This window comes from Parabacteroides sp. PF5-6, from assembly GCF_029504695.1.
Taxonomy (GTDB): Bacteria; Bacteroidota; Bacteroidia; order Bacteroidales; family Tannerellaceae; genus QVMG01.
In genome coordinates this window covers 99,152-119,771 of the sequence record NZ_JAQFIN010000001.1, presented here as the reverse complement: position 1 = coordinate 119,771, position 20,620 = coordinate 99,152, and the positions used below count along the sequence as shown (strand labels likewise).

Genomic DNA, 20,620 nt, shown 5'->3' with positions numbered 1-20,620 from the left:
TAAAATAAGATGAAAACAAGTAAAATGCTGAAAGTAATACCCGTTGCCTGTATTGCCTTTCTGATGTCATGTGCGGGAGAGAAAGCGAATGAGAACACCACCGAGGTTGAAAAGGTAAAGGTGAAACTGGAAACGGTTCACCTGCAGGATGTGGAACAAATCGCGGAGTTTACCGCTACGGTAACGGCGAATATCACCAACGCCATCGCTCCTCAATCGCCTGTGCGCATCGAGAAGCTGCACGTAGAAGTGGGCGATCAGGTCAGAGCCGGACAATTACTGGCGACGATGGATGCCACCAACCTGCAACAGACTAAGATCCAGATGGAGAATCAAGAAGTGGAATTCAAACGTATCGACGAACTATATAAAGTAGGCGGTGCTTCCAAATCAGCCTGGGATGGCCAGAAGACAGCGTTGGAAGTGAGCCGTACGGTCTATAAGAACTTACAGGAAAACAGTCAATTGACCAGTCCGATCTCCGGTATCGTTACGGCACGTAACTACGACAACGGCGATATGTACAGTGGCGCTTTAGCGGTTTACACTGTCGAGCAGATCAACCCGGTGAAGTTGATGATCAATGTATCCGAGACTTACTTCCAGTATGTCAAGAAAGGCATGGAAGTGGATGTACGCCTGGATGTGTATGGCGACGAAGTGTTCAAAGGAAAAGTACACCTGGTCTACCCGACCATCGACCCGGCGACACGTACCTTCCCGGTTGAAGTGCGGATCGCCAATACCGACCAGCGGGTGCGCCCGGGTATGTTTGCCCGTGTGATCGTGAGCTTCGGTACGTTGAACCATGTAGTAATCCCCGACCAGGCGGTAGTGAAACAGGCCGGTTCAGGCGACCGTTATGTCTATGTACACCGCAACGGGAAAGTCTCTTATGAGAAAGTAGAACTGGGACGCCGCATGGATAACCGATATGAAGTAAACTCAGGCGTGAACGATGGCGACCAGGTGGTGATCACCGGACAAAGTCGTTTGACCAATGGGAGTGAAGTTGAAGTAGTTAAATAAGAAAAGAATACGATATGAGTTTATATGGTAGTGCGGTAAAAAAACCGGTTACGACAGCACTTGTCTTTGTGGCTGTTGTAATTATGGGGCTCTTTTCTCTGACCAGGTTGTCTATCGACCTGCTGCCGGAGATCGAATCCAATTTCCTTCTGGTGATGACAGCCTATCCGGGTGCGAGTGCCGCGGATATCGAGACCAACCTGTCCAAGCCGTTGGAAAACACCTTGAACAGTGTGAGTGACCTGAAGAATATCACGTCGCAGTCCAAAGAGAATATCTCCATCATCATGCTTGAATTCGAGTATGGTACGGATATCGATGTGGCGACCAACGACGTGCGCGATAAGTTGGATATGGTCACATCCATCTTGCCCGACGACGCCGAGAATCCGATTATCTTTAAGTTCGGTACGGAGAATATTCCTATTCTTTTGCTTTCGGTGACCGCCGAAGAGAGTACCAACGCCTTATATAAGATCCTGGATGATAAGGTAGCCAACCCGCTGGCACGTATCAGCGGTGTGGGTGCGGTTTCGATCTCGGGTACGCCCATCCGTGAGATACAGGTCTATTGCGACCCGTACAAACTGGAAGCGTATGGCCAGAGCATCGAGAGTATCTCTTCGATCATCGCACAGGAAAACCGGAATACACCCGCCGGGAGTATCGATATCGGTTCGAACACCTACTCCTTGCGTGTGCAGGGTGAGTTCATCGACGCCAGTGAGATGAGTAATCTGGTGATCGGTTACCAGAACGGAAGAACAGTCTACCTGCGTGATGTCGCCCGTGTGCAAGACACGGTCGAAGAACGGGCACAGGAAACCTATAACGACGGTGTGCGCGGAGGTATGATCGTGATCCAGAAACAAGCAGGTGCCAACTCGGTTAATATCTCAAAGAAAGTACAGGATATGCTGCCGGCGATCCAAGAAACCCTTCCTTCCGACGTGAAGTTAGGCGTGATCGTGGATACCTCAACCAATATTACGAATACGATCAACAGTTTGATCGAGACCATTACCCTGACGTTTATCATCGTTATGTTGGTAGTGTTCCTGTTCCTGGGACGATGGAGAGCAACGTTTATCATTATCCTGACCATTCCGATCTCTTTGATCGCGGCGTTCGCTTATCTCTTGGCTTCGGGTAATACCTTGAATATCATCTCGCTCAGTTCGCTCTCTATTGCGATCGGGATGGTGGTGGACGACGCCATTGTGGTGTTGGAGAATATCACGACACATATTGAGCGGGGTAGTAAACCCAAAGAAGCGGCTATACATGCAACCAATGAGGTGGCAATTTCCGTTGTAGCTTCTACCTTGACCATGTTGGCGGTGTTCCTGCCTCTGACCATGGTAACGGGTCTGGCCGGTATCCTGTTTAAACAGTTGGGATGGATCGTAAGTATCATCATGATTGTTTCAACCTTGTCGGCTCTGACTTTGATTCCGATGCTTTGTTCCAAACTGCTTCGTCTGGATCCGAAGAAAGGAAAGTTATATGTGCTTTTCTTCACGCCGATCGAGAAAGCGTTGAACGGATTGGATCATTACTACGCCCGTTTCCTGGACTGGTCGGTACGCCACAGAAAGACGGTGATCACCGCTGCTTTCCTGATCTTCGTGGGAAGTATGATGCTTGTGCCTACGGTGAAGACGGAGTTCTTCCCCACACAGGATAATGCCCGTATCGGGGTAACGGTTGAGTTGCCGATCGGTACGCGCCAGGAGATCACCCGTGATCTGGCACTGCGCATCAATACGGAGTTTATGGAGAAATATCCGGAGATCAAAACGATCAACTTCAGCGAAGGACAGGCCGACACGGACAATACCTTTGCCCAGTTGAGCGAAAACGGTACCCATATTATCTCTTACAATGTCAGCTTACAGAGTGTGGGCGACCGTGTCAAGGTGGATGGACGCCAACGCGGCTTGATCGAGCTTTGCGAATTGATGCGTAAAGACTTGGATGAATACTCAGAAATCAAGAAGTTCGAAGTGAGCGCCGGTGGTGGTGGCGGTATGGGTGGTGAAACATCCGTCGACATCGAAATCTACGGGTACGACTTTGAAGTAACCGACGCCATGGCGCAGCAAGTAGCCGAGCGGATGCGCAACAGCAAGGGCGTATCGCAGGTCAGCATCAGCCGTGAAGACTATATTCCGGAATACCAGATCGACTTCGACCGCGAGAAATTGGCACAGCACGGACTGAACGTAACGACCGCTTCAATGTACCTGCGTAACCGCATCAACGGTTCCATCGCTTCCCAATACCGCGAAGACGGGGACGAATATGATATCCGTGTCCGCTATGCTCCGGAGTTCCGTCAGTCGATTGAAGACCTGGAGAATATCATGATGTATAACAATGCCGGCCAGGGTGTGCGGATCCGCGACGTGGGTGTGGTGGTTGAACGCATGACTCCGCCGACTATCGAGCGTAAGAACCGTGAACGTGTGATCACCGTATCGGCTGTTGTCGGACAAGGTGCTGCTCTGAGTGATGTCGTGGCTGCAGCAAACCGGGAAATGCGCAGTATGCAGATTCCTTCGGATATCAGTTGGCAGATTGGTGGTACGTATGAAGACCAGCAAGACACTTTTGCCGACCTGGGAATCCTGATGGTGTTGATTGTTATCCTGGTGTTCATTGTGATGGCTGCACAGTTCGAGTCGTTGGTCGACCCGTTCGTGATTATGTTCTCTATTCCGTTTGCATTCACCGGGGTGGTCTTGGGATTGTCTATTACCCAGACTCCGTTGGGCGTAATGGCGTTGATCGGGGTGATCATGTTGCTGGGTATCGTGGTGAAGAACGGTATCGTGTTGATCGACTATACCATCCTGTGCCGTGAAAGAGGCATGAGTATCATCACTGCTGCCGTAGCTGCCGGGAAATCCCGTTTGCGTCCGGTATTGATGACCACCTTGACAACCGTACTGGGTATGGTGCCGATGGCTATCGGAACGGGTGAAGGAGCAGAGATGTGGCGCCCGATGGGTATGACGGTAGCCTGGGGGCTTTCCGTTTCCACACTGATCACGTTGGTGATCGTGCCGGTGGTATACAGTGTATTCGCTGCCAACGGAGTCAAACGCAGACGGCGTAAGTTCAGACGTCTGCTTCACCTGGAGAACAAATAAACCCGACGTGCAACATTAAAACAGAATAAAGAGATGAAAGCAATTATGATAACATTCAACCAGGCGTATTACGAAACCATCCTGGGCCTGATGGACCGGAACAATATCAGGGGGTTTACCTATTGGGAGAATGTACAGGGAAGAGGAAGCAAAACCGGGGAGCCGCATTACGGCTCCCATGCCTGGCCAACGATGAACTCGGCGATCTACACCGTAGTGGAAGATGAGAAAGTATCGCGTTTCCTGGAGTTGCTGCAGAAGCTGGATAAACAGACCGAAGCCTTGGGCTTGCGCGCGTTTGTAATGAATGTGGAACAAACGATATAATCACATGGTTCCTAATGTTATTACATTCACCCTGGCCCGAAAAGAGAAGATCATCTTCTATCTGATCACTTTTCTCTCGGGAGTGATCGGATTCGGTGGAGTCTTCCTGGCAGGGAAGCTGGCTTTCGGGGGTGGCAGGTTTATTGTCCTGACCGTGGGTGTCTTTTCCTTGATCGTTATGTTCTTTTGCCTCTACAGCTTCTTCCGCCTGCGAAAAGAAGAGGGGGTCGGGATCTATATCTCGGACGAAGGAATCTATGATATCTCGACGGGAAACACCTATGGCACAGTTGTTTGGAGTGATGTGGAGGAGATTCGCATCATGGATGATATCAGTGACTTGAAACATCAGTATATCGTGGTCCGGGTGAAGAACCCGACCGCTTATATCCAGCGCGAACAGAACAAAGCTAAACAACACTCATTGGAGCTGAAGTTACAGTTCTACGGTACGCCCATCTGTTTCTCCAACCGCACATTGAATTGTACATTCGAGCAGCTGAAAGACGCTGTTTTCCTCAAATACAACCAGTACAAAGAGCAAAACGAAGCCCCGGCAAACGAATAAAAGAAAGAATAAGAGTTGTTTGAGAAAAAAACTTTCAACTTTCAACTTCCTACTCTCAACTTTTTATGTATCTTTGCACCGCTTTTTAGCCCCGTACGTGTGATGGGAAATTAGAAGCACTAATTTTGAGTAACACAAAAAAAGAATTAAAATGAAAACATTTGTTTTAGAAGGCAAATCAAGAGAGATCGCAGCCAGCTCTGCCGATCAGAAGAGATCATTAAGTGCGTTAAGAAAGAATGCCCAGGTTCCTGCTGTATTATACGGTGGTGAAAAGGTGATTCATTTCAGTGTAAGCTTCGACGGTATCCGTCCGTTGGTTTATACTCCGGAAGTATTCCTGGTAGAACTCACGATCGACGGCGCAAAGAAGATGGCTATCGTGAAAGACCTGCAGTTCCAACCGGTAACCGACGAGCTGTTGCACGTAGACTTCCAGGAAATCTTCGCCGATAAGCCTGTGATGATTGAAGTACCCGTTGTTCTTTCAGGTTATGCCGAAGGGGTGAAAGCCGGGGGTAAGTTGACGCTGCGTATGCGTAAGCTGAAAGTAAAAGCATTGTACAGTAACCTGCCGGAGAAACTGGTGATCAACGTAGATAAGTTAGGTCTGGGTAAATCCATGCAAGTGGGCGAATTGACTTTCGACAACCTGGAACTGATGAATGCGAAGAACGCTGTAGTTTGCGCCGTTCAGTTGACACGTGCTGCTCGTGGTGCTGCCGCTGCTGCCGCTGCCGGAAAATAAATAACGTAAGTTATCACATAGACAAGGGGCTCTTTCGCAAGAATGGCCCCTTTGTTCATTGTGTATGAGAATGAGTATCAAACAACGTTCGCTTAGCGAAGTGTAAAGCAATTATCAATTAAATAAGGTGAAATATCTGATTGTCGGATTAGGGAACATCGGTTCGGAGTATTGGGGCACCCGCCACAATATCGGATTCCGCGTAGTCAATAAGTTGGTCGAAGCTGCCGGAGGGCAGTTTACCGAGCAACGCTACGGCGCGACCGCCCGGATCCGGGTGAAGAATAAAGAGTTGGTCGTGCTCAAACCCAATACGTTTATGAACCTCAGCGGCAATGCCGTGCGCTACTGGTTGCAGAAGGAGAATATCCCGGTGGAACACCTATTGGTCGTTGTCGACGACATCGCCCTACCCTTCGGTACCCTTCGCCTCAAACCCAAAGGTAGCGACGCGGGACATAACGGATTGAAAAACATCCAACAGATCCTGGCCACCCAGGACTACTGCCGCCTGCGCTTCGGTATTGGCAATCAATTCCCCCGGGGCGGACAGGTCGATTACGTATTGGGACTGTTCGATCCGGAAGAACTCTCCGCCATGCCCCCCGTATTGGACCGGGCGATCGAGATTGTCAAAAGCTTCTGCCTGGCCGGTGTGCAACTGACGATGAATCAGTACAACAACAAAGATTAATTGACAATTGATAATTGACAATTGACAATTGGCTTGTGCGTAGGAGGCTAACCATTAAACATTAATCATTAAACATTAACAACATGAACGAAGTTCGAATAGATAAATGGATGTGGGCGACCCGGATCTTCAAGAGTCGCTCGATAGCAGTGGATGCCTGCAAGAAAAACCGGGTGATGATCGGTGGAGTCAATATTAAAGCTTCGCGCATGATCAAGGTAGGCGATGTAATTCAGGTGCGCAAGCCGCCGATTGTGTATTCTTTTAAGGTATTGGCACTGACCGAACGCCGCATGAGTGCCAAACTGGTGCCCGAATACCTCGAAAACGTAACCACCCCCGACCAGTATGAGATCCTGGAGATGAATAAGATCTCCGGCTTCGTCGATCGAGCCAAAGGAATGGGCCGTCCGACCAAGAAAGACCGCCGTGAACTGGAACAATTCACAGACGACGATTTCGACTTTGATTTTGATTTTGAATCGGAAGACTAAAAGGCTGCCGGCCTTTTCCAAAAGGCTGCCGGAGTTTTCCAAAAGGCCGCCGGAGTTTTCCAAAAGGCTGCCGGCCTTTTTTTAAAAGCTGCCGGCCTTTACTTATCCGCCGGATAAACCACACCTAACTGCCGGCGGATCTCATCAATAATCTCCAAGGTGATGAGGGAATGTTGCCAACTATTGATCTCAGATTCCGGTTTTCCGGCACCGATCAGGTCGATAAATTCTTTTATTTCATAGTAATATTCATCTTTGTCGGTAACTGCAGAGAGGTCTTCCGCTGTTGCGGGCGTTTCTTTGCCGGAATTGGGTTGCTGGCGGGGGATAAATTCGACCCGGCCGATCGTATTGATCCGGTCGAGCATTAGATTGCCTTCTTCGCCTTGTATTTCTGTGGGCAGACTGGAATTGGCGATCTTAGAATAGAGTACGGTCGCGTTCATGCCGTCGTATTGAAAATTGACCGCCCCTTGTCCGTCGGCACCCGAGGAGAGTACCACCCCGCTGGCGTCGATCCGTTGCGGCCTGCCGAAGAGCACCACCATCGGATAGATCGTGTAGATCCCGATATCCATAATCGCGCCGTTAGACAACTGTGGATTGAAGGCATTCAAGACGATGCCTTCCTTGAACTTATCGTAGCGGGAGGAGTATTGGCAGTAAGATGCAAAATAACGACGCACCACCCCTACCCGATCCAGGTTGTCGCGCAACGCTCGGAAGTTCGGCGTCAGTGTGGGTTTCATCGCTTCCATAAAAGTCACCCCGTTGCGTTCCGCCGCGGCGATCATCTCGCGCACTTCCCGCGCGTTCGAAGCCAAGGGTTTCTCACACAAGACATGTTTGCCGTGATCCATGCAGAAAATACTCTGCTCGGCATGCAGATAGTTGGGCGTTGCGATATAGACGGCGTCGATCAAAGGGCTGGCCGCCATCTCTTCCAAAGAAGTAAAGGTATGTGGGATTTGGTGGCGGGCAGCAAAAGCTTTGGCCGTTTCCGGATGACGGGAGCAGACGGAAGCCAGTTCGAAACGCTCGTCCTGACGGCCACCGGCAATGACCCAGTCGGTGATGAAGTTGGTGCCGATGACACCGAATTTGATTTTGTTCATAAGGGGAGAAAGGGGGATAAGGGGATTAAGGGGGATAAGGGGTTTAAGGGGGATAAGGCCTTAATCCCCTTAATCCCCTTAAACCCCTTAATTCCTTTTTCTTTATTTCTTCGCCCGGAACGGTGTCTTAATCACCTGGGCTTTCAGGTTGCGATTACGCACCTGGATAAAGAATTCAGTACCTACCTTAGTCAATTCGGGGGCAACATAACCCATACCGATGCCTTTCTTCAGGAAAGGCGACATGGTTCCCGAAGTAACCACCCCAATCGCATGGCCATTGCCATCAACAATATCATAGCCATGACGGGGAATCCCTTTGTCGATCATCTCAAACGCACAGAGCTTACGGCTTACGCCTTCTTTCTTCTGGCGTTCCAGTTCGGCACGGTTCGTGAATTCTTTCCCTTCCACGAATTTCGTGATCCATCCCAGGCCGGCTTCGATCGGCGAAGTGGTATCGTCCAGGTCATTGCCGTAGAGGCAGAACCCGGCTTCCAGACGAAGTGTATCGCGTGCGCCCAAGCCCACCGGTTTGATGCCTTCCGGTTTGCCGGCTTCGAAGATGGCTTCCCAGATCTTCATAGCATCAGCGTTGTCGAAGTACAATTCGAAACCACCCGCTCCGGTATAACCCGTATTGGAGATGATCACATTCGGGCATCCGGCAAATTCGCCTACGGTAAAGGTATAATAAGGCAATTGAGAAAGATCAACCGGCGTCAGGCGTTGCAATACTTCCGTGGCTTTCGGTCCCTGAATAGCCAACTGAGCGATCCGGTCGGAGGAGTTCTCCAGTTCGGCACCCATCGGGTTATGGCTGACACACCAGTCCCAGTCCTTCTGCAGGTTACCGGCATTGGGCACCAACAGATACTTCTCCGGCGCATAGCAATAGACCAACAGGTCGTCTACGATACCGCCCTTATCGTTCGGGAAACAGGAATACTGGATCTTACCCGGCGTCAATGCCGCTACATCGTTCGAGGTGATTCCCTGCAGGAAGGCCAAAGCTTGCGGGCCCTTCACCCAGAATTCACCCATGTGGGAAACATCAAACACACCCACACCGTCAACAACGGTCATGTGTTCGTCCATAATACCGGTGTACTCAATAGGCATATTGAACCCGGCAAACTCATGCATCTTCGCGCCTAAGGCGATATGCACATCTGTAAAAGGAGTAGTTTTCATACGTTTCTTTGTTTTTGATTTTGACGTATATAGTATTTGAAATAAATATTAATTCACTCGTTCGATAATCTTCACGATCGTTTCCATACTCTTCTGCAACGAAGGTACAGGCAGGTACTCATATCTCCCGTGGAAGTTCATCCCGCCGGCAAAGATATTCGGACAGGGCAATCCCATGAACGACAAGCGCGCACCGTCGGTTCCCCCACGGATAGGCTTGACGATCGGTTGCACACCGACCGCTGTCATGGCTTCGAAGGCCAGGTCGATAATATGTTTCTGCGGTTCAACGATCTCTTTCATATTGTAATACTGGTCGTACATCTCCAACACGGTGCTTTCCGGGAAGAGTTCGTTCATGCGCTGCGTCAATAGCCGCATATTCTCTTTCCGCGCTTCGAACGCTCCGCGGGAATGATCGCGCAGGATATACGTCAGGCTGGCTGCTTCGACCGTGCCCGACATCGCTGTCAGATGAAAGAATCCCTCATAACCCTCCGTAGTCTCCGGACGTTCGGTCGGCGGCAACCAGGAAGCAAACCGGGCAGCCAATAGAGCAGCGTTGACCATCTTGTTTTTCGCCGTGCCCGGATGCACATTCAAGCCTTTGAAGCTGATCCGTGCCGCGGCGGCGTTGAAGTTCTCATATTCCAATTCGCCCAGCTGTCCGCCGTCGATCGTATAGGCCCACGCGCAGCCGAACTTCTCCACATCGAAATGATCCGCTCCCTGGCCAATCTCTTCATCGGGCGTAAAAGCGATGCGCACCTTGCCGTGTTCGATCTCTGGATGCGCCAGGAGATACTCCATGGCCGAGACGATCGCGGCGACACCCGCCTTATCGTCGGCACCCAATAACGTCTTGCCATTGGTTACGACAATCTCCTGCCCCACATAGTTATTGAGTTCGGGAAACATCTTCGGAGATAATACAATATTTCCTTCCGCGCAGAGTACGATATCGCCCCCTTCATAGGCAACGATACGAGGCTCCACCCCTTTGCCCGACATATCGGGGCTGGTATCCAGATGGGCGACAAAACCGATGGTTGGGATCTCCCGGTTCGTATTGGCCGGCAAGGTAGCCATCAGATAACAGTTATCGTCGAGCGTTACCTCTTCCATTCCCATATCTTTCAATTCCTTCACCAACGCCTCGGCCAAAACCCGTTGTCCCGGCGTGCTCGGTGTCGTTCCGCTCTCCTCATCGGATTGCGTATCGAAAGTGACGTATCTTAGAAAGCGATCTATTAACATTTCAATTAAGAATTAAAAATTAAAAATTAAGAATTACGAATTAAGACTATAAGCTGCTGTTTTTAATTTTTAATTCGTAATTTTTAATTTGTTATTTTTAGTTTCTAACTAAAAATAACTGGTTCCATTGTAGCAATGTGTACAAACACATTCCTTAGGCAATCCGATCGAGGCTACAAGATCCTCCACGGTATTAAATTGCAGCGTGGTGATGTTCAGTTTCTTGCGGATACTTTCGATCATGGCATTGTATTGATCGGTTCCGGTGGTGGCATACTTGTCCAGATCCTTAGCATCATCACCTTCCAATTCTTTGATCGTCCGGCGGGCGATCAGCTCCAGGTGCGATTTGGAAGCGGAGAATCCTACAAACGGACAGGCATGCAGGATCGGTGGACAGCCCAGGCGCATATGTACTTCTTTGGCGCCATAGCCGTAAAGGATACTGACGTTATCGCGCAACTGCGTACCGCGCACGATCGAGTCGTCGCAGAAGATCACACGTTTGCCGTCCAACAGGTGGCGGTTGGGGATCAGTTTCATCTTCGCCACCAGATCACGGATCGACTGGTTGGCCGGTGTGAAGCTACGGGGCCAGGTGGGCGTGTACTTGATGATTGCCCGACGGTACGGGATGCCTTTGCCTTCGGCATAACCCAAGCCCATGCCGATACCCGAGTCGGGGATCGCTGCGACATAGTCGGCATTCACCTCGTCTTTCTTCGCCATGCGCAGGCCGGTGGCATAACGCACCTGATCAACGTTCACCCCTTCGTAGTCGGAGACGGGATAACCGTAGTACACCCAAAGGAAGGAACAGACCTGCATCTTTTTGTTCGGCTCGCGCAATTGAGTCATATCCTCGGCGGTAAGCAAAACGACTTCGCCCGGCCCCAGGTTGTACTCCAATTCAAAATCCAAATTCGGGAAGCTGCAAGGTTCACTCGAAGCGGCATACGCTCCCTCCTTGCGGCCAACTAATATAGGCGTACGGCCCAGTTTATCCCGAGCCGCGATGATTCCATATTCGGTAAGAAGCAACATCGAACAAGATCCTTTGATCTTTTCCTGCACGATCTCAATGCCTTCGACGAAAGTCTTGCCTTGCGAGATCAATAAGGCGATCAGTTCGGTTTGGTTGGTCTCTCCGGAGCTCAATTCGGTGAAGTGCGCGCCTTTATCCAGGAGCTCCTTTTCCAGTTCATTCAGATTATTCACTTTGGCCACCGTGACGATAGCGAACTTCCCCAGATGGGAGTTGATAAAGATCGGCTGCGGATCGGTATCACTGATGATCCCGATACCCGAATTGCCCTCGAACTTATCCAGTTCCGATTCGAAGCGTGTCCGGAAGTATGAATTTTCCAGGTTATGTATCGAGCGATGAAAGATACCGTTATTCAACGTTGCCATCCCTCCTCTTCGTGTACCTAAGTGTGAATTATAATCTGTGCCATAGAAAAGATCGGTAGCACAAGCCGAATCAGATATAGTTCCAAAAAAACCACCCATTATGTCTCTGCGTTTTTATTATTATTTCGGTGGCAAAGGTACTGATTATTTTTAGATAAAGGGATAAGGGGTTTAAGGGATTTAAGGGGATTAAGGAGTTAAAAGACCTTAGCCCCCTTAATCCCCTTAATCCCCTTAATCCCCTTAAACCCCTTAAGATCCTTTAAGCATAAAACAACAAGATCAACAACTGCGCCGTCAACACCCGCAAAAACATCGTGATCGGATAAACCGTCGCATAGCTCACTGCCGGCGCATCATTGCCTGCCGTAGCATTGGAATAGGCCAGTGCCGGGGGATCGGTCATACTTCCCGCCATGAGTCCGATCAGGATGAAATAGTTGAGTTTGAAGCCATAGCGTCCGATCGCTCCGACGATCAATAGCGGAATCGTTGTGATGGCAAAGCCGTAAGCGATCCAGGCGAAACCACCTTTATTGAGGATCGTATCGATAAAACCATCGCCGGCGCCAATGCCAACACAGGCCAGGAACAGGGCGATACCAACCTCGCGAAGCATCAATGCCGCGCTTTGCGTGGTATAAGTCACCAGTTTATAGCGATAGCCAAAGCGGCTGATCAGGATTGCCACGATTAATGGGCCACCTGCCAGGCCTAACTTCACCGGTTGCGGGATACCCGGGAATACAAAAGGAATACTGCCCAGCAATACCCCCAGGGCTATGCCGACGAAGATCGTGATCAGGTTGGGCTCATTCAACCGTTTTACCGAGTTACCCAATATTTCCTCTACTTTGGTCACCGCCGGCTCACTACCCACAACCGTCAGACGGTCGCCTACCTGCAGAGTCAATGCGCCGGAAGCGACCAGATCGACACCCGCGCGGTGCAGCCGTGTAATATTAATGCCATGTATACGCCGCAGTTGCAAATCACCCAGGCGTTTGCCGTTCAGTTCGGACTTGGTCATCAATATACGCCGGCTGATCAACTGGCTATCGGCGGGAATCCATTGTTTGCGGTCCATCTCGATGGCCTCACCCACAAAGGTACGGATCGTCTCCGCATCCTGTTCGGTGGTGATCACAAAGATCCGGTCGTCGGCATGCAACACCGTATCGGCCGAGGCAATCTCGACCCGGTGTGTATCATTATACATGATGCGGGAGATCACAAACTCACGGTGTTTCAACAGTTCGCATAATTCAGCGATGCGCTTGCCAAAGATCGCCGGGTTCTTCACCACCAGGGAGATCGGTGTTGCTTCACGCTCGTTCTGATGCTCACCTTCGATCAGTTGTTCGTTTTCTTTATTCAGGTTCACCCGGAAGATATAACGAATCAACAACATGGAAAGGATTATCCCGACCACCCCCAAGGGGTAAGCCACGGCATATCCCAATGCGATCGTCTCATCGCCCTGGCCGAACAGATCATGAAACGCCTGCTGCGCCGCACCCAGACCGGGAGTATTGGTAACCGCGCCCGACATCACCCCAACCATCGTCGCCATCGGCGTACCGGTGATGAAATGAATGGCTACAGTGACCACCGCGCCCAACAAGACGATCGAGCAAGCCAACAGATTCAATGTAATACCACCTTGTTTGAACGAAGAAAAGAAACCGGGTCCCACCTGCATCCCGACCGCAAAGACAAACAGGATCAAGCCAAACTCCTTCACAAAGTGAAGCACTTCCGGATCCATCCGAAAGCCGAAATGTCCCAACAGGATACCCACGAAAAGCACCCATGTCACACCCAGGGAGATCCCAAAGATCTTGATCTTCCCCAATTGCACACCCAAAGCGATCACGACCGCCAGGAGCAGGATAGAATGCGCTACCCCTTGCCCCCACAATAAATCATTCATCCAATCCATTTTATCTAAAAACCTTAGTGTTAAGGACTTCTCTAATACCTATTCTTCCGCATGCCCGATCGGACATCGCAGATCTTAACCGGCTGCAAAGATAAGCATTATTCCTATATGCTTACCTATCATCCGCATTTGTGAGATTGGAGGAAACTATACGGTATCCGCACTCTCCCTCCTCACCCTGCTTCGGAGTATAAGTTTTGATCTTCAACCCCTGCGCAATACCCTCCTAAGAAAATCGGCAAATCACTTGGTTATTAACCTGTTATTTCCTATCTTTATCCTCAGAGGAACAACTAAAAAAGACCTGAGCTATGGGAAAATACATGAATCCTTTACTCGACTTTAGCTTCAAGCGATTATTCGGGCAGGACGCAAATAAAGAGTTATTGATCGACTTCCTGAATATCCTGTTCGAGGGCGAACGAAAGGTGGAAGACATAACGTTTATGGATAAAGAGATTCCTTCCGAGTTCCTGGAAGGAAGGATGGTGATCTTCGATATCCTTTGCCGTGAGAAGGACGGGACGTTTTTTATTGTGGAGATGCAGAACAGCAACCAGTTTTACTTTTTCGATCGGGCGCTGTTTTATCTCTGTCGCATGATCAGCAGCCAGGGGCAGAAAGGAAGTGGTTGGAATTTTAAAATCTGTCCCGTGTATGGGATCTACTTCTTGAACTTCCGCCTGCCGGGCTTGGAGAAACTGCGAACGGATGTGATCCTGGCCGACCGGGATACCGGGATACAAACCGACAAGCGATTGCGGCAGATCTTTATCTCGTTGCCGCACTTCAACTTGGAGGCGGATGAATGTAAAACGGATTTTGAACGATGGATTTATCTATTTAAGAATATGGATACGTTAGAAAGAATACCATTCGAGACCAAAAAAGCAACCTTCAAAAAGTTGCTTAAAGCAGCTGAGGTAGAAAGTCTCAACTCGGGTGACCGCTGGCTCTACGATAAGATCCTCAAGAACTACCGCGACTATGTCAATACCGTTGAATACGCTAAAGTAGAAGGCGAAAGGAGGGGCATAAAGATCGGCAGAGAGAAAGGTATAGCCGAGGGCAAAATGAAAGGCATAGAGATCGGCAGAGAGAAAGGAATAGCCGAGGGCAAAATGAAAGGTATAGAGATCGGTAGAGAGAAAGGGCGTAAAGAAGAGAAACGCCTATTGGCCATTCAACTCAAAAAAGAAGGCCTGCCCTTCGACTTTATCAGTCGCCTGACCGGCCTGCCACCCGAAGAAATCAAGCTGCTCTAAGCAAACGAGCTTCCGATAATATCCAGGAGTTCGGTGGTGATGTTTTGCTGACGCAATTTGTTGTAGGTGAGTTGCAGTTCGGCGAGTATCTCGTCGGCATTCTCGGTGGCCAATTGCATCGCCATGGTGCGGGCGGCGTGTTCCGAGGTTTGGTTTTCCGCCAGCGCATAATGGAGTTGTGCGCGTAGTGCCATGGGGATCAATGCGTCGATCAGTTCCTCGCGGCCGGGCTCATAGATATAGTCTTCATTCGCCGCGACGCGCGAAGCCAATGTCGTAGTGAAAGGCAATAAAGTCACCTCTTTGATCTCCTGAATCGCCATGCTTTTGTATTGGTAATAAATCAGATCGGCTTGTTTGATCTGTTTGTTGCGGAAGAGATCGATCAACAGAGAAAGCAGTTCAGTCACTTCTTTGTCGGTGTACTTACCCGAGAGCTGGCTACCGTCCAGTCCTTCAGGCCAGCCGATCGCATGGCCTGCCCTTTCGACTGCCTCGCGGATCTTCTTGCCGATGGGGAAAAACAAGAGATCCTCGTCCGGATAGTAGACCCGGATATTATCAAGTAATTTGATCATATTGGCATTGAAAGCCCCACACATACCGGAGTCGGACGACAGGATCACCACAGCTACCGCACCTGTCGGTTGGTGGCCAACAAGCGGCAACTCGTCCCAGCCGGGACTACCCGAGAGTCCCGCCAGGATCTGATCCAATGCCAGTTTGTATTGTTTCGTATTCTCCAACACCCCTTGCATATGATGCAGTTGTGCCGAAGCGACCATCTGCCGTGCCTGGGTGATCTTCCGGGTCGTGCCGACCGAAGCGATACGTGTTTTTACCTCTTTCAATGAAGCCATAGTCTATCTCTTACAGATTCTTACTTACCGTCGCGGCGGTTTCTTTCAATATCTCTTCGATCTCCGGAGTGATCGTGCCTTTGCCCAGGGGCGTCAAGACGGTGTCTTTATATTGCAGGCGCAGCTGATCGAGGAAGTTCTTCTCGAACGTATCGACCTGCTCCAAGCCAACCTGGCGCAAGAGGCCATGCGTGCCGCAATAGAGCACAGCGATCTGTTCGCCGGCATTCAGGGGTTGGTATTGTGGCTGCACCAGCAACTGGGTATTCTTCCGTCCTTTATCGATGATCGAGGCAGTCACCGCATCCATCTCTCCGCCAAAGCGGGTAAAAGCTTCCAGTTCACGGTACTGTGCTTGCTCGATCTTGAGCGTACCGGCCACCTTCTTCATCGACTTCACCTGGGCATTCCCTCCGACACGCGATACGGAGATCCCGATATTGATCGCCGGGCGGTTACCACTATTGAACAGTTCGGTATCGAGGAAGATCTGTCCGTCGGTGATCGAGATCACGTTGGTCGGGATATACGCCGAGACGTCGCCCGCCTGGGTCTCGATAATCGGCAATGCCGTCAGCGAACCACCGCCTTTAACCCGTCCTTTCAATGCTTCGGGCAGGTCGTTCATGCGCGCGGCAATCTCGTCCTGGTTGATAATCTTAGCCGCACGCTCCAACAAGCGGGAGTGCAGGTAGAAGATATCCCCCGGATAGGCTTCCCGTCCGGAAGGACGGCGCAGGATCAATGACACCTCGCGATAGGCTACCGCCTGCTTCGACAGGTCATCGTAGACCACCAACGCGTGGCGCCCCGTATCCCGGAAATACTCCCCTACGGCTGCCCCGGCAAAAGGAGCGAAATACTGCATCGCCGCCGGATCGGAGGAGGTTGAAGAGATCACGGTGGTATAATCCATCGCTCCCTTCTCGCGCAAGGTATCCACCAGCGAAGCTACCGTCGAGGCTTTCTGTCCGATCGCCACATAGATGCAATAGACCGGTTGCCCTTCTTCGTAGTTCTTACGCTGATTGATAATGGCATCGATCGCGATCGAGGTCTTGCCCGTCTGGCGGTCGCCAATGATCAACTCACGCTGGCCACGTCCGATGGGGATCATCGCGTCGATGGCTTTGATACCCGTTTGCAAGGGTTCGTTCACCGGTTGACGGAAGATCACACCCGGTGCTTTGCGTTCCAAAGGCAGGGAGATGCGTTCGCCGGTGATCGGGCCGCCCCCATCGATCGGTTCGCCCAAAGGATTGATCACCCGGCCTACCAGGCCTTCGCCCACAGCGATCGAAGCGATCTGTCCGGTACGTTTGACGGTATCCCCTTCATCGACCCGTTCGCTGGAGCCCAGCAATACCGCGCCGACATTATCTTCTTCGAGGTTCATCACAATCGCTTTCACCCCATTATCAAACTCCAATAACTCACTGGCCTCGGCATTGCGCAGGCCATAGATACGCGCTACACCGTCGCTGATCTGGATCACCGTTCCTACCTCTTCCAGGTTCTTGTCGGGATCCATCTGATCCAGCATCTTATAGATGATATCCGAGATCTCACTCACTCTAATATTGTCTGTCATAGCCTATTCCATTTTAATCGAATCTTTCAATTCTTTCTTTATCTGTCGTAACTGGGAAGTAACGCTGGCATCCCAACGGTAGGTGTCCCACCGCAGGATATAACCGCCGATGATCGACGGATCGACTGTCGAACGGATATCGACCGTTTCGCTCGTCAGTTGCTCAAGGCGCTTGACGATGGCTTTCTCCGTTGCCTGGTCGACCGGCACGGCCGTGACGATATCGACTTGCAACAGCTTCTGCTCCGCGCGGTAGATCTCCTGATAGCTCAGACAGATCATCTGCAGGAAGTCTTCACGCTTCTGTCGGATCACCAGGCGAACGAACTCACGAAAGACTTCACTCACCTCCCGGCCGGCGGCCAGGGCGATCAGTTTCTCTTTCTCTTCCGTTGCCAGGATAGGGTTGGCCAACGTGCGCCGCAACGCCTCGTACTGCAGGTAGCTATGGCTTAGCGCCACCGCCGAGTCGTAGACACTTCGCTCCTGCCCGTGTTTGTGGGCATACCTGTACAACGCCTTGGCATATCTTCCCGATACTGTTCCCCGATCCATACGTTACGATTTATAGATTACTTCTTCTTTCAACAAGCGGTCGATCAATTCTTTCTGCTTCTTGTCGCCGGCGAGTTCTTCGCTGACCACCTTTCCGGCAATCTTCACCGAGAGGTCGACGATCTGATCTTTGATCTCCGTCAACGCCCGGCGCTTCGACTCTTCGATCTCCGCCAATGCTTTGTTCTTGAGTTGCCCGACCTCAGCCAGGGCCGACTCACGGGCTTCCATCTCAATGCGTTTCTTCGTTTCCGCGGCTTCCTCCAATAAGGCTTTGCGCTCTTCACGCGCCTGCTCCATCAACGCTTCAGCCTGCTGGCTGAGTGTCGCCAATTTCGCCTCCGCTTCGCGGGCGGCATCAAGCGAGTCGTGGATATAGCGGTTACGCTTCTCCACCCCTTGCGAGATGACGGGGAAAGCAAACTTGGCCAGGATAAAGAAGACCACACCGAATGAAAGTGTCATCCAGAACAGAAGCCCTACCTCCGGAATTAATAAAGACATAGTCGGCGCGTGTTAGAGGGCAAGGAAACAAACTACCACAGCAAAAAGGGCAACCCCTTCCACCAACGCGGCAGCAATAATCATGTTCATTCGGATGTTATTGGCCGCTTCCGGCTGACGCGCGATAGCATCCATTGCCGATCCACCGATCTTACCAATTCCAAACCCTGCACCAATCGCGGCAATGCCCGCACCAATCGCAGCACCTAAAGTACCTAACTCTATTCCGGCTGTTGCTGCCTGTAATAATACTGATAATAACATAGTTCTTAATTATTAATTGTTAATTGTTAATTGTTAATTATTCTTTCTATAGTAGTCAGCACTCGCTTTGCTCGTTGGTAGTCAGAGTAGTTATCACTCGCTGCGCTCGTTAGTAGTTAAGTCGTATCGCATGCGACTACTTTAACTACTTGACTACTTTGACTACTTTGACTACTTCATTTTAATGCGCTTTCACTTTAGCCAGCCCGATAAACACGGCCGAAAGCAATGTAAACACATACGCCTGAATATAGGCCACCAGCAGTTCCACCAGGTTCATAAAGATCGAGAACACCACCGCCAGTGCCGACATGCCCGCGTTGATCGCCGTTCCCATCGAAGCGGTGATAAAGATCAGACAGATCAGTCCCAGGATCACCGAGTGCCCCGCCATGATATTGGCAAACAAACGGATCATCAAAGCAAATGGCTTAGTAAACACCCCGAAAAGCTCGATCGCCGGCATAATCGGTAGCGGCACTTTCAACCAGGTAGGCACCTCGGGCCAGAACACTTCTTTCCAGTATTCTTTCGTTCCCGAAACATTCACCACCACAAACGTGCAGAACGCCAAGACCAGCGTGACCGCGATATTACCCGTCACATTGGCGCCACCCGGAAAGAACGGTACCAACCCCATCAGGTTATTAATAAAGATAAAGAAGAATACCGTAAGCAGGTAAGGCGCATAGCGTTTATAGTCTTCACCGATACAGGGCCTGATCAGTTCTTCCTGCACATCGAGCAATAAAACTTCGACCGCCCCTTTGAATCCTTTGGGCGGCGTATATTCCGTCTTTCGGTACCACCGGGCCAGGGGCAGGAAGATCAACAACAACACAGCACTATTGATCAACAGTGCCAACGCGTTCTTGGTCAGCGAAAGATCCAGTGCGGGACGCACCTCTTCGCCCTGCGCGTTTCGTTCGACCACCTTACCGGCGTATGCCCCTTCATGGGTAATATAAAAACCATTGTATTCCGCTCCATGGTGCAGGCGGGAAGATGAAAACACCTGCCAGCCGCTTTCCCGGCCTTTGACAATCACCGGCAGCGGAATGCCTATCTCTTTCTCGCCCCAGTTCGTGATATGCCATTCATACGAATCTCCCAGGTGTTCAAAGACAATCTCTTTCACATCCACCTCCTCCGCTGCCGAGCCTATGGGCATCCACACCGCAAGAAGGAAAAGAAATACGCCGAACCACCTCTTATTCCTTTGTCGCATCTTTGTTTTTGTTTACTGTGATCTTCTTGTTATACAGGAAGTATATATACATCTCAAGGAAAGTATAGATAAAGTAATTACACATCAATGTAATGGAAAACTGCATCTTCACCTCCGGCTCACGAGTGACATAAAAGAGCAGGAACAGGATCGTACAGAAAAACTTGATCATCTTCATCAGCATGAAGATATGCATCAATTTGTCCGGACTGGTCTTCCGGAAATGATCCAGGGAGAAAGTCAGTATCAAGCCCATCACCAGGTAGAAGATACTGATGGCGGGGAAAAGGCCGAAATATTCTTGGGGAAGAAGATATTCGAGTACGACTTCACCCAACAGGCCGACAAGCGTATACACCACGGCGACCAATACGAACAATTTTACCTTTAACTTGATATATGTAATCATCTTTTCGT

General features: G+C 50.4%; 20 protein-coding genes. 8 read left to right on the top strand and 12 right to left on the bottom strand.

What is annotated here, in order from left to right; all coding sequences use genetic code 11:
* Positions 1-9 precede the first annotated feature (9 nt).
* From M2133_RS00455 to M2133_RS00425, 7 genes are all read left to right on the top strand, one after another.
* Positions 10-1,029 carry an efflux RND transporter periplasmic adaptor subunit gene (locus tag M2133_RS00455; protein WP_277463980.1) on the top strand — a complete coding sequence of 340 codons (1,020 nt, stop codon included), beginning with the start codon at positions 10-12 and terminating at the stop codon, positions 1,027-1,029.
* Between the two features lie 14 nt (positions 1,030-1,043).
* Positions 1,044-4,184 carry an efflux RND transporter permease subunit gene (locus M2133_RS00450; RefSeq protein ID WP_277463979.1) on the top strand — a complete coding sequence of 1,047 codons (3,141 nt, stop codon included), beginning with the start codon at positions 1,044-1,046 and terminating at the stop codon, positions 4,182-4,184.
* Between the two features lie 33 nt (positions 4,185-4,217).
* Positions 4,218-4,511, top strand: a complete 294-nt coding sequence (locus tag M2133_RS00445) for a PG0541 family transporter-associated protein (protein WP_277463978.1) — start codon at positions 4,218-4,220, stop codon at positions 4,509-4,511.
* Between the two features lie 4 nt (positions 4,512-4,515).
* Complete coding sequence (locus M2133_RS00440) at positions 4,516-5,079, top strand: STM3941 family protein (RefSeq protein WP_277463977.1); 564 nt, start codon at positions 4,516-4,518, stop codon at positions 5,077-5,079.
* A gap of 151 nt (positions 5,080-5,230) precedes the next feature.
* Entirely contained in the window at positions 5,231-5,827 is a 597-nt protein-coding gene (locus M2133_RS00435) for a 50S ribosomal protein L25/general stress protein Ctc (RefSeq protein ID WP_277463976.1), read from the top strand.
* Positions 5,828-5,954: 127 nt separating this feature from the next.
* Positions 5,955-6,521 carry an aminoacyl-tRNA hydrolase gene (gene pth / locus M2133_RS00430; RefSeq protein ID WP_277463975.1) on the top strand — a complete coding sequence of 189 codons (567 nt, stop codon included), beginning with the start codon at positions 5,955-5,957 and terminating at the stop codon, positions 6,519-6,521.
* 83 nt (positions 6,522-6,604) lie between these two features.
* Entirely contained in the window at positions 6,605-7,015 is a 411-nt protein-coding gene (locus M2133_RS00425; protein ID WP_277463974.1) for a S4 domain-containing protein, read from the top strand.
* Positions 7,016-7,113: 98 nt separating this feature from the next.
* Here M2133_RS00425 and M2133_RS00420 read toward each other — a convergent pair whose 3' ends face one another.
* The 5 genes from M2133_RS00420 to M2133_RS00400 all read right to left on the bottom strand — a co-directional run bounded on the left by M2133_RS00420 (position 7,114) and on the right by M2133_RS00400 (position 13,936).
* Complete coding sequence (locus tag M2133_RS00420) at positions 7,114-8,130, bottom strand: Gfo/Idh/MocA family oxidoreductase (RefSeq protein ID WP_277463973.1); 1,017 nt, start codon at positions 8,128-8,130, stop codon at positions 7,114-7,116.
* 102 nt (positions 8,131-8,232) lie between these two features.
* Positions 8,233-9,324: a glycine cleavage system aminomethyltransferase GcvT gene (gene gcvT / locus M2133_RS00415; RefSeq protein WP_277463972.1), complete on the bottom strand. Its 1,092-nt coding sequence runs from the start codon at positions 9,322-9,324 to the stop codon at positions 8,233-8,235.
* A gap of 48 nt (positions 9,325-9,372) precedes the next feature.
* On the bottom strand, positions 9,373-10,581 hold the full coding sequence (gene pepT, locus M2133_RS00410; protein ID WP_277463971.1) for a peptidase T: 1,209 nt from the start codon (positions 10,579-10,581) through the stop codon (positions 9,373-9,375).
* Positions 10,582-10,689: 108 nt separating this feature from the next.
* Positions 10,690-12,093: an amidophosphoribosyltransferase gene (locus M2133_RS00405; protein WP_277463970.1), complete on the bottom strand. Its 1,404-nt coding sequence runs from the start codon at positions 12,091-12,093 to the stop codon at positions 10,690-10,692.
* 163 nt (positions 12,094-12,256) lie between these two features.
* Positions 12,257-13,936 carry a putative transporter gene (locus M2133_RS00400; RefSeq protein WP_277463969.1) on the bottom strand — a complete coding sequence of 560 codons (1,680 nt, stop codon included), beginning with the start codon at positions 13,934-13,936 and terminating at the stop codon, positions 12,257-12,259.
* A gap of 311 nt (positions 13,937-14,247) precedes the next feature.
* Between M2133_RS00400 and M2133_RS00395 the strand changes: the two genes are divergently transcribed.
* On the top strand, positions 14,248-15,201 hold the full coding sequence (locus M2133_RS00395) for an Rpn family recombination-promoting nuclease/putative transposase (protein WP_277463968.1): 954 nt from the start codon (positions 14,248-14,250) through the stop codon (positions 15,199-15,201).
* On the opposite strand, the gene atpG is transcribed toward M2133_RS00395, so the two are convergent.
* The 7 genes from atpG to M2133_RS00360 all read right to left on the bottom strand — a co-directional run bounded on the left by atpG (position 15,198) and on the right by M2133_RS00360 (position 20,612).
* Positions 15,198-16,061, bottom strand: coding sequence for an ATP synthase F1 subunit gamma (gene atpG, locus M2133_RS00390; protein WP_277463967.1), 864 nt, complete (start codon positions 16,059-16,061; stop codon positions 15,198-15,200). The two genes, M2133_RS00395 and atpG, sit on opposite strands and share 4 nt — an antisense overlap.
* 10 nt (positions 16,062-16,071) lie before the next feature.
* Complete coding sequence (gene atpA / locus M2133_RS00385) at positions 16,072-17,652, bottom strand: F0F1 ATP synthase subunit alpha (RefSeq protein WP_277463965.1); 1,581 nt, start codon at positions 17,650-17,652, stop codon at positions 16,072-16,074.
* A gap of 3 nt (positions 17,653-17,655) precedes the next feature.
* Positions 17,656-18,207 carry a F0F1 ATP synthase subunit delta gene (locus tag M2133_RS00380; protein ID WP_277463964.1) on the bottom strand — a complete coding sequence of 184 codons (552 nt, stop codon included), beginning with the start codon at positions 18,205-18,207 and terminating at the stop codon, positions 17,656-17,658.
* Positions 18,208-18,210: 3 nt separating this feature from the next.
* Positions 18,211-18,711, bottom strand: coding sequence for a F0F1 ATP synthase subunit B (gene atpF / locus M2133_RS00375; RefSeq protein WP_277463963.1), 501 nt, complete (start codon positions 18,709-18,711; stop codon positions 18,211-18,213).
* Between the two features lie 12 nt (positions 18,712-18,723).
* Positions 18,724-18,975, bottom strand: a complete 252-nt coding sequence (gene atpE, locus M2133_RS00370; protein WP_277463961.1) for an ATP synthase F0 subunit C — start codon at positions 18,973-18,975, stop codon at positions 18,724-18,726.
* Positions 18,976-19,156: 181 nt separating this feature from the next.
* Positions 19,157-20,146 carry a F0F1 ATP synthase subunit A gene (gene atpB, locus M2133_RS00365; RefSeq protein ID WP_277464309.1) on the bottom strand — a complete coding sequence of 330 codons (990 nt, stop codon included), beginning with the start codon at positions 20,144-20,146 and terminating at the stop codon, positions 19,157-19,159.
* 40 nt (positions 20,147-20,186) lie between these two features.
* The gene (locus M2133_RS00360; RefSeq protein WP_277463960.1) at positions 20,187-20,612 is read right to left on the bottom strand and encodes a hypothetical protein; all 426 of its coding nucleotides are present in this window, start codon (positions 20,610-20,612) and stop codon (positions 20,187-20,189) included.
* Positions 20,613-20,620: the final 8 nt, after the last annotated feature.